Source organism: Janthinobacterium sp. NKUCC06_STL (assembly GCF_019345455.1).
Lineage (GTDB): Bacteria > Pseudomonadota > Gammaproteobacteria > Burkholderiales > Burkholderiaceae_D > Janthinobacterium > Janthinobacterium rivuli.
Genome location: NZ_JAHKQY010000003.1, coordinates 539,542 through 555,215, shown reverse-complemented (window position 1 = coordinate 555,215; position 15,674 = coordinate 539,542). Strand labels below are relative to the sequence as shown.

The 15,674-nt window shown below is 62.3% G+C and carries 13 protein-coding genes and 1 pseudogene; 2 read left to right on the top strand and 12 right to left on the bottom strand.

Annotation, left to right across the window (positions count from 1 at the left end):
* The 8 genes and pseudogenes from dsrO to pilM all read right to left on the bottom strand — a co-directional run bounded on the left by dsrO (position 1) and on the right by pilM (position 9,517).
* Positions 1 to 711: a sulfate reduction electron transfer complex DsrMKJOP subunit DsrO gene (gene dsrO / locus KO539_RS15090; RefSeq protein ID WP_219310390.1), complete on the bottom strand. Its 711-nt coding sequence runs from the start codon at positions 709 to 711 to the stop codon at positions 1 to 3.
* Positions 712 to 1,008: 297 nt separating this feature from the next.
* A complete protein-coding gene (locus KO539_RS15085; protein WP_219310389.1) occupies positions 1,009 to 2,145 on the bottom strand; it encodes a deoxyguanosinetriphosphate triphosphohydrolase in 1,137 nt (378 codons plus the stop codon).
* Positions 2,146 to 2,147: 2 nt separating this feature from the next.
* Complete coding sequence (gene aroKB / locus KO539_RS15080) at positions 2,148 to 3,767, bottom strand: bifunctional shikimate kinase/3-dehydroquinate synthase AroKB (RefSeq protein WP_374106419.1); 1,620 nt, start codon at positions 3,765 to 3,767, stop codon at positions 2,148 to 2,150.
* Between the two features lie 99 nt (positions 3,768 to 3,866).
* A complete protein-coding gene (locus tag KO539_RS15075) occupies positions 3,867 to 5,729 on the bottom strand; it encodes an Ig-like domain-containing protein (protein ID WP_374106418.1) in 1,863 nt (620 codons plus the stop codon).
* Between the two features lie 118 nt (positions 5,730 to 5,847).
* Positions 5,848 to 7,173 (bottom strand): annotated as a pseudogene (locus tag KO539_RS15070) (type IV pilus secretin PilQ); the annotation flags it as partial.
* A gap of 92 nt (positions 7,174 to 7,265) precedes the next feature.
* The gene (locus tag KO539_RS15065; RefSeq protein ID WP_219310386.1) at positions 7,266 to 8,303 is read right to left on the bottom strand and encodes a pilus assembly protein PilP; all 1,038 of its coding nucleotides are present in this window, start codon (positions 8,301 to 8,303) and stop codon (positions 7,266 to 7,268) included.
* A gap of 15 nt (positions 8,304 to 8,318) precedes the next feature.
* Positions 8,319 to 8,879, bottom strand: a complete 561-nt coding sequence (locus KO539_RS15060) for a PilN domain-containing protein (RefSeq protein ID WP_219310385.1) — start codon at positions 8,877 to 8,879, stop codon at positions 8,319 to 8,321.
* Positions 8,876 to 9,517, bottom strand: a complete 642-nt coding sequence (gene pilM, locus KO539_RS15055) for a pilus assembly protein PilM (protein ID WP_219310384.1) — start codon at positions 9,515 to 9,517, stop codon at positions 8,876 to 8,878. The genes KO539_RS15060 and pilM overlap by 4 nt, the downstream gene beginning before the upstream one ends.
* Before the next feature lie 292 nt (positions 9,518 to 9,809).
* Here pilM and KO539_RS15050 point away from each other — a divergent pair, with 292 nt between their 5' ends.
* On the top strand, positions 9,810 to 12,155 hold the full coding sequence (locus KO539_RS15050) for a penicillin-binding protein 1A (protein WP_035824043.1): 2,346 nt from the start codon (positions 9,810 to 9,812) through the stop codon (positions 12,153 to 12,155).
* A gap of 66 nt (positions 12,156 to 12,221) precedes the next feature.
* Here the strand turns inward: KO539_RS15050 and cyaY are convergent, their stop codons facing one another.
* Positions 12,222 to 12,551: an iron donor protein CyaY gene (cyaY, locus tag KO539_RS15045; RefSeq protein WP_099401300.1), complete on the bottom strand. Its 330-nt coding sequence runs from the start codon at positions 12,549 to 12,551 to the stop codon at positions 12,222 to 12,224.
* Between cyaY and KO539_RS30220 the strand changes: the two genes are divergently transcribed.
* A complete protein-coding gene (locus KO539_RS30220; RefSeq protein ID WP_225242993.1) occupies positions 12,550 to 12,774 on the top strand; it encodes a lipoprotein in 225 nt (74 codons plus the stop codon). The genes cyaY and KO539_RS30220 overlap by 2 nt on opposite strands.
* Here the strand turns inward: KO539_RS30220 and KO539_RS15035 are convergent.
* The 3 genes from KO539_RS15035 to ccsB form a co-directional block, all read right to left on the bottom strand.
* Positions 12,771 to 13,424 (bottom strand): sulfite oxidase heme-binding subunit YedZ, encoded by a 654-nt coding sequence (locus KO539_RS15035; RefSeq protein ID WP_219310382.1) that lies wholly within the window; start codon positions 13,422 to 13,424, stop codon positions 12,771 to 12,773. The genes KO539_RS30220 and KO539_RS15035 overlap by 4 nt on opposite strands.
* A 9-nt stretch (positions 13,425 to 13,433) precedes the next feature.
* A complete protein-coding gene (msrP, locus tag KO539_RS15030) occupies positions 13,434 to 14,411 on the bottom strand; it encodes a protein-methionine-sulfoxide reductase catalytic subunit MsrP (RefSeq protein ID WP_219310381.1) in 978 nt (325 codons plus the stop codon).
* Between the two features lie 84 nt (positions 14,412 to 14,495).
* The gene (gene ccsB / locus KO539_RS15025) at positions 14,496 to 15,647 is read right to left on the bottom strand and encodes a c-type cytochrome biogenesis protein CcsB (protein WP_034753239.1); all 1,152 of its coding nucleotides are present in this window, start codon (positions 15,645 to 15,647) and stop codon (positions 14,496 to 14,498) included.
* Positions 15,648 to 15,674 lie beyond the last annotated feature (27 nt).

The following is a 15,674-nucleotide window of genomic DNA, read 5'->3' as shown; positions in this document are numbered from 1 at the left end:
TTATTTCCCGTGTTTGCTCGGTTGCCAAAGAGTCGCTTCGCCTTCGACGTGGCCGGCGAAGCGTGTGTCCAGTCCCAGGTAAAACACGTGGGGCTGGGTGCCCTGCTCGGGCTTGAGCACCTTCACCTTGTTCTCGGTCAGAAGCTGATGCACCATGCTTTCCGGGTCATTGAGGTCGCCGAAGATGCGCGCGCCGCCCACGCAGGTTTCCACGCAAGCCGGCAGCAAGCCTTCATCGACCCTGTGCGCGCAGAACGTGCATTTGTCGGCCTTGCCCGTTTCGTGGTTGATGAAGCGCGCGTCGTACGGGCACGCCTGCACGCAGTAGGCGCAGCCCACGCAGCGGTCGCCGTCGACGACGACGACGCCATCCTTGCGCTGGAAGGTGGCGCCCACAGGACAGACGGGAATGCAGGGGGGATTGGCGCAGTGGTTGCACAGGCGCGGCAGCATGTAAGTGCCGCAGCGGTTCTCTTCCTTGACTTCATAGGTCGAGACGACGGTGCGGAAGCTGTTTTCCGGCACGGCGTTTTCCATGATGCAGGAGACCGTGCAAGCCTGGCAGCCGATGCACTTCTGCACGTCGACCACCATCGCCCAGCGCTGGCCGCCTTCGCCCTTGGTGTCCGCCTTGCCGGGCAGCGGCGCGATGGCCGCCCCGATGGTTACGGCTGGCAAGGCGCGCAAGAAACTGCGGCGCGATTCAATCATGACACTCTCCTTGACTATGGGCGGCAAGCCCTTGTTGACTTGCTGCCATGATAGAAAAGAAGGCGCTGCGGGGGTATTGGGGTGATAGTGCGGGGACCTAGATGATCATGCCAATTGACAGGATCGACAATGCGGAGTAACGGCGCCGCGCCAGCAATGTTGTCGGATTACGGCCTGCGGCCTAATCCGACCTACGTCCGATTCCCCATGACCGCCTGTATTGGTAGGTCGGGTTAGCCGGCACGGCGTAACCCGACACGCAGCGTCACGCGAGCATGTCAGTGCCCGCAGTGACCGTTACAGCTCGTCGAGCGAATACAACCGGCGATGCTCGCGGATCGCGTAGCGGTCCGTCATGCCGGCGATGTAGTCGGCGATCTTGCGCGCCTGGTGCGTGACGTCGCCATCCTTGAGTTGATAGTCGGGCGGCAGCAGGGCAGGTTCGGCCATGAAGCTGTCGTACAGTTCGCGCACGATGCGGCTCGCTTTGACGCGCATGCGGTTGACCTGGTAATGGCGGTACAGGTTCGCCCTTAAAAAGCGTTTCAGTTCCGTCGCATCCTTGCGCATGGCATCCGAAAAACGGATCAGCGGGGCACTGGCGCGCACTTCGTTCACATCGCGCGGGGCGGCATCGGCAATGAGCTGCGTCGAGGTGACGATCAGATCGTCGGCCAGGGCCGTGATCAGGCGGCGCAGGGTCTCGTAGATGGCGCGCCGGCCCGACAGGCCGGGAAACGCCTGCTGCACCTCACGCCACAGACGGCCGAAGAATTCCACCTCTTCCAGCTGGGCGATGGTGATCAGGCCGGAACGCAAGCCATCATCGATATCGTGGCTGTTGTAGGCGATTTCGTCGGCCAGGTTGGTCAGCTGCGCTTCCAGGGTCGGTTGCGTGCGGTCGATGAAGCGCTGTGCCACCGGGCCCAGTTCGCGCGCATGCGCCAGCGAGCAGTGTTTTAATATGCCTTCGCGCGTCTCGAACATCAGGTTCAAGCCATCGAAGGCGCCGTAGTGCTCTTCCAGCGTGTCGACCACGCGCAGGCTTTGCAGGTTGTGCTCGAAGCCGCCGTGCGCCTGCATGCATTCATTGAGCACGTCCTGGCCCACGTGGCCGAACGGCGTGTGGCCCAGGTCATGCGCCAGCGCGATGGCTTCCACCAGGTCTTCGTTCAGGCGCAGGTTGCGCGCAATCGAACGCCCCACTTGCGCCACTTCCAGGCTGTGCGTCAGGCGCGTGCGAAACAGGTCTCCCTCGTGGTTGAGGAATACCTGGGTCTTGTATTCGAGACGGCGGAAGGCCGAGGAATGGATGATGCGGTCGCGGTCACGCTGGAACTGGCTGCGCGAGGCGTGCGGCGCCTCGGCAAAGCGACGTCCCTGCCCCTGTGCCGAGTGGGCCGCATACGGAGCCAGGAAGTCTTCGGGCATCATGATCAAGCCACTCCGGCGGCCAGGGTGGCCAGCACCAGTTCGTGCGGCGCGGACGTGATGCTCGGGCTGCCCAGGGGTTTCAACAGGATGAACTTGATGGCGCCGCCCTCGTTCTTCTTGTCGACCTCCATCAATTCCAGCCAGCGCGCGACACCGAGGTCCGGCGCCTTGACGGGCAGGCCGGCGGCGGCGACGAGCTTGCGCACGCGTTCGACGGCCGCCTGGTCGATATAGCCCATGCGGCAGGACAGGTCAGCCGCCATCACCATGCCGCAGCCGACGGCTTCGCCATGCAGCCAGTGGCCGTAGCCCAGGCCCGCTTCGATGGCGTGGCCGAAGGTGTGGCCGAAATTCAGGATGGCGCGCAAGCCGCCTTCGCGTTCGTCCTGGCGTACCACGTCGGCCTTGATTTCGCACGAGCGGGCGATCGCGTAGGCCAAGGCGCCCTTGTCGCGCGCCATCAGCTTGCCCATGTTCGCTTCGATCCAGTCGAAAAACGCGGCATCGATGATGGCGCCATGCTTGATCACTTCAGCCAGACCGGCCGACAGCTCGCGCGCCGGCAGGGTTTCCAGGGTCGAGGTGTCGGCAATCACGGCGCGCGGCTGGTAGAAGGCGCCGATCATGTTCTTGCCCAGCGGGTGGTTGATGCCCGTCTTGCCGCCGACGGAGGAATCGACCTGCGCCAGCAGGGTGGTCGGCACCTGCACGAAGCCGATGCCGCGCATGTAGCTGGCGGCCGCATAGCCGGTCAGGTCGCCGATCACGCCGCCGCCCAGCGCCACCAGGGTAGTCTTGCGGTCGCATTTATTGGCCAGCAGCGCGTCGAAGATCTGCATCAGGCTGGCCCAGTTTTTATATTCTTCGCCGTCCGGCAGGACGATGCAGATCACTTCGCGGCCATCGCTGGCCAGCGCCGCCTGCAGGCGGCCCAGATACAGGGGCGCGACGGTGGTATTGGTGACGATGGCCACCTTGTGGCCGCTGATATGGCGCAGCAGCGCATCGGCGTCGGCCAAAAGGCCGGGACCGATAGCGATCGGATAACTGCGCTCGTCGAGGTCTACGCTCAACAACATTTTGGATTGCTCGTTCATCGAAGGCTCTGCATGAATGACGCAGTTGGGCGAAGCTTCGCATTCGAGGCTGGCCAGCTGCATCAGGATGGTCTGGACCATCGATTGTACGTTAGGACGGCCCGTGTCGATGACAATGTCGGCCACTTCCATGTAATGGGGCTCGCGCTGCGCCGTCAGCTCTTCGAGCTTCCTGCGCGGGTCGGCCGTCTGCAGCAGGGGGCGGTTCTTGTCATGGCTGGTGCGCGCGAGGATGTTGCTGACGCTGGCGCGCAGGTAGACGACCGTGCCCCGTTCCTTCAGGTAGGCGCGGCTGTCGGCATTGAGGATGGCCCCGCCGCCCGTGGCCATGACGATGCCTTGCTGGGCGCTCAGGTCGCGGATAACCTCGGCCTCGCGCCGGCGAAAGCTGGCTTCGCCCTCGATTTCAAAGATCCACGGGATGGTCGCTCCCGTGCGTGCCTCGATTTCGTGGTCGGAATCGACAAAGCGCAAGCCCAGCTTGCGGGCCAGGATGCGCCCGATCGTGGTTTTGCCTGCGCCCATGAGGCCGACAAGAAAAATATTACTGTTGGAAATTTCGGACACTTTTTGCATTTCACTCAGGCGACAACCCTGTCTTGCCACTGTCGCCCTGTGACTCCATTATTGGCATGTGAACGTCAGTTTAAACGGATAGCTGGTCATTCGTAAATGTGGAGTTGCTACATTAATATTGAAAGTGGCGAAATTGGGTGCCGTGCACGTCGGCGCCACAGTACTGCCGATGGTAACGATATGGCTGGTTCCTTGGTAGGGCACGGTCTGAGTGGCAACATTGGGGAAGATTTTCTGTACACTGGAAGGCGATACCCCACCAGCGGACGCACCTACAATGTTGCTAATTTCGATAGTCGTACCGCTAGGCATCGGATTACCATTGATATCGTTAATCTGCAGGGTAAAGACTTTCGACGCGGTCCTGCCCACCGAACCCAGGTCATTCACATTCATTCCCTGGGTCAGCTCCGTGCCGCCATTCAGGAAAACTTTGCCTGGCACGCTACCGCTCATGTAGAAACCGATGCGGTCAAAGATGGGCGTGGCGCTGCCATCGCTGGTGCTGGCGCAAATCGTTCCCACGCCGGCACGCGTAAAGTCGCTGCTGCCCAGGGGGCCGTTGCACACGGTGGCCGGCAGATTCGGTATCGGCGTGCGCGGATCCTGCGCGCGGAAATCGACGGAGCACGCGCCATTCAGGGTGTTGCAGCCGCCCTTGCTGGAACTGCCCACGACACCCACATTGCTCTGGAAGACCACCGGCGTGCCATCGGCAACCGGGTTGCCAAACTTGTCCCCGATCGCCACCATGACCGATGCCGATGGCACGTTGCCGTTGGTATCGAGCGTCAAGCCTTCCAGATTGCTATCGCTCATCGACAGTGAAAAGGCCCGCTGGACAGGCACGCCCGTGGTGACGACGATGGAATCGGACAAGGTCGAAATATCCTGTCCTTTCAGCGTCGCCTTGATACGGAAGGACAACGGCGTGTTGCGGGAATTAACAGTGGTGGTCACTTCACCATTGACATCGGTGATCCCTGTGGCCAGATTCAATGTTACGTTGGCGGCCGTATCCGCTTTCTCGAAGACCACCTCGCGTCCCGCCAGCGGATTGCCCGAAATATCGAAGACGCGGAATTTCAAGGTGGCGGTTTCCTTGCGCAACAAGCCTCCTTCGCCCTGGATGACGATGGATTTATCGACAGGATCGGCGGCATAGAACTGGATCGACGCGGCCTTGGGCGCTTCAACCGTCAAGGCGGCGCTGCGGCTGCCGGCAATGCCGCTGGCCGATGCCGTAATCGTATCTTTCATGCCGCAGCCCTGATCGCGGTATCCGACACTGGCATTGCCGTTGACTGTCTGCACGACGCTGGCAAGCGTCGCCTTGCCTGCGGTCACGCAAGTCGAACTGAAATTGACCGCGATGCTCTGGTTCGTGTATTTCACGCCACCGGACAGGACATCTATCGAGACTTGTGAGGTGCCATAAGCACTGATCGATGCCGGCGACAACGTCAATTCGCCGAACACGACGCTGGTAGCACCAACAACAAAGTTCGTGCTGCCGCTGACCGTCACGCCATCTTTGACGGCAGCGACCGTCAGCGTGCCAGCGCCGCTCGCGGCAATGCCAGTCGGACGCATAGTGACACTGGCCACACCCTTGCCATCCGTCAGTGCAGTACCGATATCTGGCGTAAACAGGACCAGTGCATTGTCTGCCGCAAAGGTGACCAATGCATTTGAGACTCCGGCACCATTCTTGTCGAGCACCACCGCACTGGCCGTCAGCGGCACACTGCTGCTGATGGTATTGCTGGCCTGTCCATTCGCATTAAGCAAGCTGACGCTGACCGTCGCTGGAACGCCTGCCGACGTGCCACCATTGCCACCACTGCTGCCGCCATCGATGGTCGGATCGCCGCCACCGCCGCCGCACGCGGCCAGCAAGGCGCCCAGCACCAGCAAGACCAGCCAATTCGCTACCCGACTCCAATAAGTGTTGCTCAAAGATACATTCCGCATAGTCGCCATCAGTCCGCTTTCGTTTGCATTGTTACTTAAACGTAAAGATGTGACATTAACGTGTTGCTGGCCGATCTGCCACTATTTTCGGCGTAATAAACACCATCAGTTCCGTTTTTTCTTGACTGCGGCCCGTGCTGCGGAAAAAAACACCGAGCACGGGGATGTCGCCCAGCAGCGGCACCTTGCTGTCCGTGCCCCGCTCGGATTGCTGATAAATACCGCCCAGCACCACCGTGCCGCCGTCTTCCACCATCACTTGCGTGCGCACGTGCTTGGTGTCGATGGCAAAGCCGGAACGCGTTTCCTGGCCCACGCTATCCTTGTTGACGTCCACTTCCAGCACCACGTTGCCGTCCGGCGTGATCTGCGGCGTCACTTCCAGGCGCAGGTTCGCCTTGCGAAAGGTGATCGACGTGGCGCCGCTGCTGGTGGCCACCTGGTAGGGCAACTCGATGCCCTGCTCGATCAGCGCCAGCACCTTGTCGGCCGTCACCACGCGGGGACTGGAAATGATCTTGCCCCGGCCGTCCGCTTCCAGCGCGGACAGTTCCAGGTTCAGAAAACGGTTGGCGGCCGCCGAAAACAGGCTCAGGGCAAAACTGGCCGGCTGCAAGCCATTGATGCTGGCGGCCGGCAAGTTGACGAATTGCGTGTTCGGCACGAAGGCGCCGCTGCCTGCCACCGTTTGCCCCGTCGCCTCGCCCACGCCCTGGTAGCTGCCGCCGATGGCCGCGCGGCGTCCGCTACCGCCCAGGGAAAAACCGGGCAGCTGGCCCGCCGCCAGGCGCTGGTCCGTAAAACCCAGGCGCGCGCCCAGGTTGCGGCTGAAACTGTCGTTTGCCTCGACGATGCGCGCCTCGATCATCACTTGTCGTGTGGCAATATCCGTCTTCGCGATCAATTGACGGATCTGCTCCAGGCGCACCGGTACGTCGGTGACGAACAGCTGGTTCGTGCGTGGCTCGATCAGCACGCTGCCACGGCGCGACAGCAGCCGGCTGCGCCCTTCCCCCGCATCCAGGCCGAATACGCTGCGAAACGCTTCGGCCTTCTGGTAATTGAGCTGGAAGATGGCCGACTGCAAGGGTTCCAGTTCCGCGATCTGGGCGCGCGTTTCGAGCTCCAGTTTTTCGCGCGCCAGCATTTCCTCGCGCGGCGCGATCCACAGCACGTTGCCATTGCGCCGCATCTCCAGGCCCTTGGCCAGCAACAGCACGTCGAGCGCCTGGTCCCACGGCAAGTCGCGCAGGCGCAGGGTCACGTTGCCCGCCACGCTGTCGCTGGCGACGATGTTTTGCCCGGACGCATCGGCCAGGATGTGCAGGGCCGCGCGCACGCCCACGTTCTGGAAATCAACGGAGATTTTGTCGCCCGCATACAGACGCGGCGCCGTCACGTTCACGACGGCATCCTGGGCCAGGCTGCTGGCATGCAGACACAGCACGGCGGCCCAGAACATGCGGCGCGGCCTCACGGCGCCGCCTCGGGCAAGCTGGCCTTCGGCCCCGCCCCCGCCACCTGCAAGGCCAGGCTGCCGCGCCGCTCGCGCCAGGGGCCATCCGCCTCGCGCAGCAATTCACGGTACTGCAGCGCCCGTTCACTGATGTCCGTCACCACGCCGTGGTCTTGCCCCAGGTACTGGCCCACTGCCACCCGGTACACGCGCTGGCCCGCCAGCAGCAGTGCGCTCAGGCGGCCGTCCTGCTGCACGCTGCCGACCATGCTGATGGCCGGCAAGGCCACGCTTTCCAGCGCTTCGCGCATGCGCCGCGGATCAGGCCCCGCCACGCCGCCACGCTGACCGGACTCGGGCGCTGGCGGCAATGCATTGAACGGATCGGCCAGGGCGGCCGCCGCATAGGGATACGGCGCGACAGCGGCAAGCGGGCGCCAAGTTGGTGTCACTGCGGGCGCGCTGGTCTTTGGAGGCAATGCCGCTTGCGCCGCCCGCTCCCCCGCTTCAGGCAAGCGATACGCGTGCAGCACGGCATCGAGGGTCAGCATGCGATCCTTGCCGAGGTTCAAGGCCAGTTCATGCACCGTGACGATGCGCGGCAGGCCCGCCAAATCCGCCAGCAGCGCGCCCATGGCGTGGTAGCCGCCACGCAACTGTATGGCGATCGGCAAGGCGACGTACGGCGCTTGCGGCTGGGCCGCACCGGGCTTGAACAGCGAAAAATGCAGGCCGCGCGACTGGCCTGCGGCGTTAATCTGCGTCAACAGCTGCGCCATCGCCTGCTGGTCAGGCAATTGCTGCTCCAGCAGGGCCAGCTCGGCGCCGGCCTGGCGCTGCTGTGCGCGCCATTGCGGCAACTGCTGCGCCCTGGCCTGCGCCGACAGATAAGTGGCGCGCAAGCGGGCCTCCTCGCCTCGCGCCGTCTGCACGGCAGTCATCAGCCCAGCCAGCCACACGGCGTGCAGCAGCGCGGCCACCAGCGTAGCGGCCAGGGCGGCGCAAGCGAGGCGCGCGGGTAGCGGCCACAGCGACGCGGTTTTCAAGCTCAGCATGATCGACCTCCACCACTAAGATTGCCCATCGGGTGCCAAAGCCAGCCGTATCGTCCATTCCACGGCGCCATCGGCCACGCCGCGCACTTCCAACACTTCCGGGCGGGACCAGGGCGCCGCCTGCTCCAGCGCCAGCAGCAATGCCGCGACCTTGTCCTGCGACGCAGCCTGCCCCTGCAAGCGCACCATCGCCATTTCCTGGCGCACACTGTGCAAGGCCACGCCGGCCGGCATCGCCCGCGCCAGCGCGTCCAGCATGCGCACCCAGGCATTACGTTGCTCTTGCAAACTGGCAATGGCTTGCTGGCGCAGCAGCAGCGCCGCCGTCTCTCCCTGCACCCGCCGGCCAGCGACAAGCACGGCATCGACTTGTTGCATGGCACTGCGCCAGCTCTCCTGGCGGCCCAGTTGCGCGTCGAGCTGCTGGCGCAGCCAGGCGCCTGCCGCCAGGGCCAGCAGCAAGCCGAGCAGCGCCCCGCCCGCCAGTTGCCACAGCAGCAGCTGAATACGTCTGCGCCGTGCCGCGGGGCGATGCGGCAACAGGTTGATGCGCTGCACTGGCGCCCGGCCCGTCATCGGGCGTACCGGTGCATGGCCAGCCCCCAGGCCAGCTGGTAGGCCTCGCCACCGTCGGGCAAGGCTTGCCAGCCACCTTGGGCGAGCGCCGCCTGCAAGGCCAGCGCCTCGCTATCCATGACGACGGCAAGCAAACCCGCCGCCGTGGCCGCATCGAGACGGCGCTGCACGCTGGCGCGCCGCGCCGCCACCAGCAGCACGTCGACTTCCTTGCCTGTTGTGCCGGGCAGCGGCGGCGCGGGGCCGAGAATGCAAAAATCCAGGCTGGCGTCTTCCAGCGCGAACGGCATGTATTGCGCCGCTTCCAGTTCCACGAGGATTTCCAGCTGTTCTTCCGGCAATCCGGCGGGCAAGCGGATCGCATGCGTGATCAGGGCCGTGGCCGGCATGGCCAGCGCCACCCGCGTGCAGGCGCTGCCACTATCGCGCTGAGCCTGGCGCAAGGCGTCGGCCAGGCCCTGCATGTCTTCGACATTGCCCTCCAGTAGCACGCCGGGCGCCAGCGCGGCGGCGCCGCAATGCCGGCACGACAGTTTTCCACGCCGGCGCCGCAACTCGACCACGCGCACGGCATCGTCCGCGATGTCGACGCCCAGCAAGCCGATGCCAAGAAAATTGCTGATGGATATGTTTTTCATGGAGAAACGTCAGCGTGGGAGGGATTCCTGCCATCCGAAAGCCTAGTCCCGGCAGCGCTGGCTTGTAAATGGATTTCACGCCGGCGTCTGCTGCGCGCGGCGCCTATCTGGCCGGGCCGTGATCTGGCGCAGAATAATTGTTACCAAATCCTGGTTGCCAGCGAGCCAATACACGCTTATATAGAGTATCGGCAAGTTTCGACTGTCCCCCAGGCAAGCGCCACGGCGCGCTGCCACCCCGGCAAGCTCGCTTATAATTGGCCGGCATAATTAACCGAAAGACATACGACGCATGACATCTTCAAAATCCGCTGGCCCCGCTGGCTCGAAGCCGCCCACCAAGGGCAGCAAACCCAAACGTTTCCTGCTGATGGCCCTGGCATCGCTGCTGGGCCTGGGCATCGTCGGCGTCTTGCTGGTGGTCTTTGGCCTGGCCATGGCCTATCCGAACCTGCCGGCGCTCGATACCTTGACCGATTACAAGCCCAAGATGCCGCTGCGCGTGTTCACGTCCGACAGCGTGCTGATCGGCGAATTCGGCGAAGAGCGCCGCAACATGGTGCACATCAAGGATATTCCCGATGTCATGAAGAAAGCCGTGCTGGCCATCGAAGATGACCGCTTCTATGAACATGGCGGCGTCGATTACCTGGGCATCACGCGCGCGGCCCTGCACAACCTGACGGGCGGCGCCAAGCAAGGCGCGTCGACCATCACGCAGCAGGTGGCGCGCAATTTCTTCCTGTCCAGCGAACAGACCCTGAAACGCAAGGCGTATGAAGTCTTGCTGGCCTGGAAGATCGAGAAAAACCTCAGCAAGGACCAGATCCTCGAAGTGTATATGAACCAGATTTATCTGGGACAGCGCGCCTACGGCTTCGCCTCGGCCGCGCAAATCTATTTCGGCAAGAACATCCAGGACCTGACCGTGGCCGAAGCGGCCATGCTGGCCGGTTTGCCAAAAGCGCCATCGGCCTACAACCCCGTCGTCAATCCGAAACGCGCGCGCATGCGCCAGCAATACATCCTGCAGCGCATGGCGCAGCTGGGCTACATCACGCCGGAGCAATACACGGAAGCCAAGAATGAAGAGCTGAAAGTGAAAACCGACAGCAGCGCCTTCGGCGTGCACGCGGAATACGTATCGGAAATGGCGCGCCAGCTGGTCTACGAGCAATTCAAGGAAGACACCTATACGCGCGGCCTAAACGTCTACACCACCATCACCAAGGCCGACCAGGACGCCGCCTACATCGCCTTGCGCAAGGGTGTGATGGATTACGAGAAACGCCACGGCTACCGCGGCCCGGAAGCGTATATCGAGATTCCGAAAACCAAGGCCGAAGCGGATGACGCGATCGAGACGGAACTGGCCGACCACCCGGACAGCGACGACATCATCGCCGCCATGGTGCTGCAGGCGTCGCCCAAGTCCCTCCAGGCAGTCACCTCGGCTGGCGAGGAAATCACCATTACCGGCCCCGGCCTGACCTTCGGCGCGGCCTGGCTGTCGGACAAAGCGGCGCCGAACCGCCGCATCAAGCGCGGCGCCGTGATCCGCGTCATGCAGGAAGGCAACGCCTGGGTCTTGACGCAAATGCCGGAAGTACAATCGGCGTTCGTCTCGGCCAGCACGACCGACGGCGCCATCCGCGCCATGGTGGGCGGCTTCGATTACAACCGCAACAAGTTCAACCACGTCACGCAGGCGTGGCGCCAGCCAGGTTCGGCCTTCAAGCCCTTCATCTATTCCGCTTCGCTGGAACGGGGCCTGTCGCCGGCCACCATCATCAATGATGCGCCGATCTCGTTCGACGCGGGCCAGACGGGCGGCCAGGCGTGGGAACCGAAGAACTACGACAGCAAATACGATGGCCCGATGACCATGCGCAAGGGCTTGATGAAATCGAAAAACATGATTTCCATCCGCATCCTGCACAAGATCGGCGCCAAATATGGCCAGGAATACGCGACGCGCTTCGGCTTTGACGCGGACAAGAACCCGCCCTACCTGACCCTGGCGCTGGGCGCCGGCAACGTGACGCCGCTGCAGATGGCGGGTGCGTATGCCGTGTTCGCCAATGGCGGCTACAAGATCAACCCGTATCTGATCGCCAAGGTGACCGATAGCGATGGCAATGTCTTGTCGCAAGCCAAGCCGGACCTGGCGGGCGAGGAAGCCAACCGGGTCATCGACGAGCGCAACGCCTTCATGATGAACAGCATGCTCAACGACGTCGTGCGCTTCGGTACAGCCAATAAAGCCATGGCCTTGAAGCGCCCTGACCTGGCCGGCAAGACGGGTACCACCAACGATTCCATCGATGCGTGGTTCGCCGGCTACCAGGCCAAGCTGGTCGGTATCGCCTGGATCGGCTACGACCAGCCGCGCAACTTGGGCAACCGGGAAACGGGCGGCGGCCTGGCCTTGCCGATCTGGATCAGCTACATGGCGAAAGCCCTGAAAAGCATTCCCGTCGAGGAGCGCGCCGTGCCGGAAGGCCTGATCCACGTGGGCGACGAGTATTACTATGCGGAAAATCCACCGGGCACGGGCGTCGGTAGCCTGGAAGGCGCGGCGCGCGGCACGCCGGAGGAAGAGAAAGCGAAAGAAGCCGTGAAGAACGAGTTGTTTTAAGATCGTTTGATGCAAAAAGGGCAGCCTGAAGAGGCTGCCCTTTTTTATTGCGCGCGGCTAAAACAATTACTTCAGGACCACCGCCGCGCCCGCCTGCTCGCTGGCCATGGCCGACAGGGCCGCAAACAGTTCCGAGCCGTCGCGCGTGTTGATCCACTCGTCGCCCACGCGCTTGTAGTGGAAACCGCCGGAACGGGCGGCCACCCACATCTCGCGCATGGGGGCCTGGCTGTTGACGATGATTTTCGTGCCGTTGTCGATGAACTCGATTTCCAGCACATTGCCGCTGCGGCTGCATTCGACGTCGAGCACGTCTTCATCGTTCAGCCGGTCCAGCGCCGCCTCGATCTGGGTCAGGGTGGCTTCGGCCAGGGCCAGGAATTCCGATTCGCTCATGCTACACTCCAAAGATCTTAATCAAACCGTGATTCTAATCGTGAAGTCATCCTCAGCGTTTTATATCGGCACCGCCATTGTGGTTTCTAGCATCCTGGCCGGCTGCGGCCAGCCCGGTCCTTTGTACCTGCCCAAGCCGCCAGCGGCCAAGGGTGCGCCAGCCAAAGGCCCGGTCGAACCGGCGCCCGTGCCGCCGCCACCGGTGATCGTGCCGGCAACCTAAGTCGAGCGTACCGGGGTGGCAGCCTTGGCCGCCCTGGCGCTTTTCTCGCGCTTGCTCCAGGCGAAATAAACGCGCATTAACAGCAGTAGCGCGACGATACTGCCGAACAGGATCGGTTGCGCGAAATTATGCTTGCCCGCCTTCATCCACCAGAAGTGCAAGATGCCCAGCGGCGCGATGATGTAGATCAGCCGGTGCAGCCACTGCCAGCGCTTGCCCCCCAGGCGTTTCACCATGCCGTTCGTGCTCGTCACGGCCAGCGGAATGAGCAAGACGAAGGCAATAAACCCCACCGTGATGAATGGCCGCTTGAGCACATCCTTCCACATTTCCTGCACATCGAAAAAGTGATCGAACCATAAAAACGTGGTGAAGTGCAACGCCGCGTAGAAAAAGGCGAACAGGCCCAGCATGCGCCGCAGCTTGATCAGCCAATTCCACTGCGTAAAGCGCCGCAAGGGCGTGACCGCCAGGCTGATGCACAGGAAATACAGGGTCCAGTCACCCGTGCCGCGCGTGATGAATTCCAGCGGCTCCACCAGTTGCCCCGTGTACGTGAGCCAGACCATGCGGGCAAACGGCAGCAGCGCCAGCAAAAAGATCAGGCTTTTCAGCAGCGACAACTGCCTAGCTGTGGGGTTGAGGGCCATGGTCTTTCCTTAAAAGAACTTCTTCAGATCCATGCCCGCGTACAAGGAAGCGACATCGTTGTAGCCGTTGTACATCAGGGTCTTGCGCTTGCGCGTGAGAAAACCGTCTTCGCCGATGCGCCGCTCGGAAGCTTGCGACCAGCGCGGATGATCGACGTTGGGGTTCACATTCGAGTAAAAACCGTATTCGGACGGCGCCGACAGGTTCCAGGACGTGCGCGGCTGTTCCTTGACGAAACGGATCTTGACGATGGATTTGGCTGACTTGAAACCATATTTCCACGGCAAGACCATGCGCACGGGTGCGCCATTCTGGTTCGGCAAGGTTTCGCCATACATACCCAAAGTCAGCAACGCCAGCGGATGGTTCGCCTCATCGATGCGCAAGCCTTCCGTATACGGCCACTGCAACACGCGGCTGCCCACGCCCGGCATTTGCTTCTTGTCAGCCAGGGTGATGAATTCCACATACTTGGCATTGCCCGTCGGCTCGACCTTCTTGATGATTTCCGAGAAGGAATAACCGACCCACGGGATCACCATCGACCAGCCCTCCACGCAGCGCAGGCGGTAGACGCGCTCTTCCAGCGGCGCCAGCTTCAGCAGCGCGTCGAGGTCCAGGGTCATCGGTTTCTTGACTTCGCCTTCGATGCTGACGGTCCATGGCCGCGTGCGCAAGGTACCCGCGTTTTGCGCCGGGTCGCTCTTGTCCGTGCCGAACTCGTAGAAATTGTTGTAGGTGGTGGCGTCTTTATAGGCCGTCTGCTTTTCCAGCGCCGAATAGGCGGAATTGAGCTTGGCTGCCAGCTTGGGATTGATGCCTTGCGCGAACGCTTCGCGGCTGGCCATTTCCAGCAAGGCCGCACTGGACACGGAGCCCAGCGCCACTTGCTTGATGAAGCTGCGGCGCGATTCAAACACGGCGCGCGGCGTGATTTCGGAAGAATACGGCAACTCAATGCCGTTGGGACTGCGCTTGATCAACATGGCGGCTCCGGAAAAAGGTGATTGGATATACCTTACACCAGTTTTTCCGGGCCGTTCATGACGCTTCTGTCATGCAAAAATGAATTACAGTTTGCCGTAAGAATGTAATCCCGAAAGGAACATGTTCACGCCTAAGAAAGCGAAGGTCGTCACCAGCAAGCCCACCAGGGCCCACCACGAGGCGACGCGGCCGCGCAAGCCCGTCATCAGGCGCATGTGCAGCCAGGCTGCATAGTTGAGCCAGACGATCAGCGCCCACGTTTCTTTCGGGTCCCACGACCAGTAGCCGCCCCATGCTTCGGCCGCCCACAGGGCGCCCAGGATGGTCGCTACCGTGAAGAAAGCGAAGCCGACGGAAATGGCCTTGTACATGACGTCGTCGAGCACTTCCAGCGACGGCAGGCGGTCAACCAGATAGCCGCTCGACTTGAGCAGGTAGGCCGCGGCCACCATGGCCGACAGGGCAAACGTGCCGTAGCCGATGAAGTTGGCCGGCACGTGGATTTTCATCCACCAGCTTTGCAGGGCCGGCACCAGCGGCTGGATTTCGGCCGCGTCACGCGTGACCGTGTACCACATCAGGAACACGACGGCCGCCGATATGACCAGCATGACGAAGGCGCCCAGCTGGCGCGTCGCGTAGTGCTGCTCGTAATACAGGTAGAACATGGCCGTGATCAGGGAAAACAGAATGAACACTTCATACAGGTTCGACACGGGGATATGTCCCACGTCGGCGCCGATCAGGTAAGACTCGTACCAGCGCACCAGCATGCCCGTCAGGCCCAGCACGACGCCGGCCCAGCACAGCAGGGAGCCGACGGACGAGCCGAATTCCGAGCGCGCCACCAGGCCGATCCAGTAGAACAGGGTCGACAGCACGAAAAGTGTGCCCATCCACAGGATGGCGGACTGGCTCGACAAGATGTATTTCAGGAAGAATTTCTGGTTCGCCATTTCCAGATGGCCCGCGTACAGCTCGATGGCGAACAGCGACAGCACGGCCGCCACAGGGATCAGCCAGCGCACGGGTTTCCAGTACCAGCCCAGCCACGCGAACGTGGGCGCGGCGGCCAGCAAGATGGCTTTTTCATAGATATCCATGAAGGCGCCAAAGCGCATCAGGCCGAACAGGGAGGCCGCCAGCAAGCCGGCGCCATACAGCCAATCGATCAGGCTCAGGCGCTTGAAAAATCCTGGTTCCTGCGTATATATTTGCTTGTTTGCCAATTCCATCATTTTCTCCATTCCCGGCGACGCGCA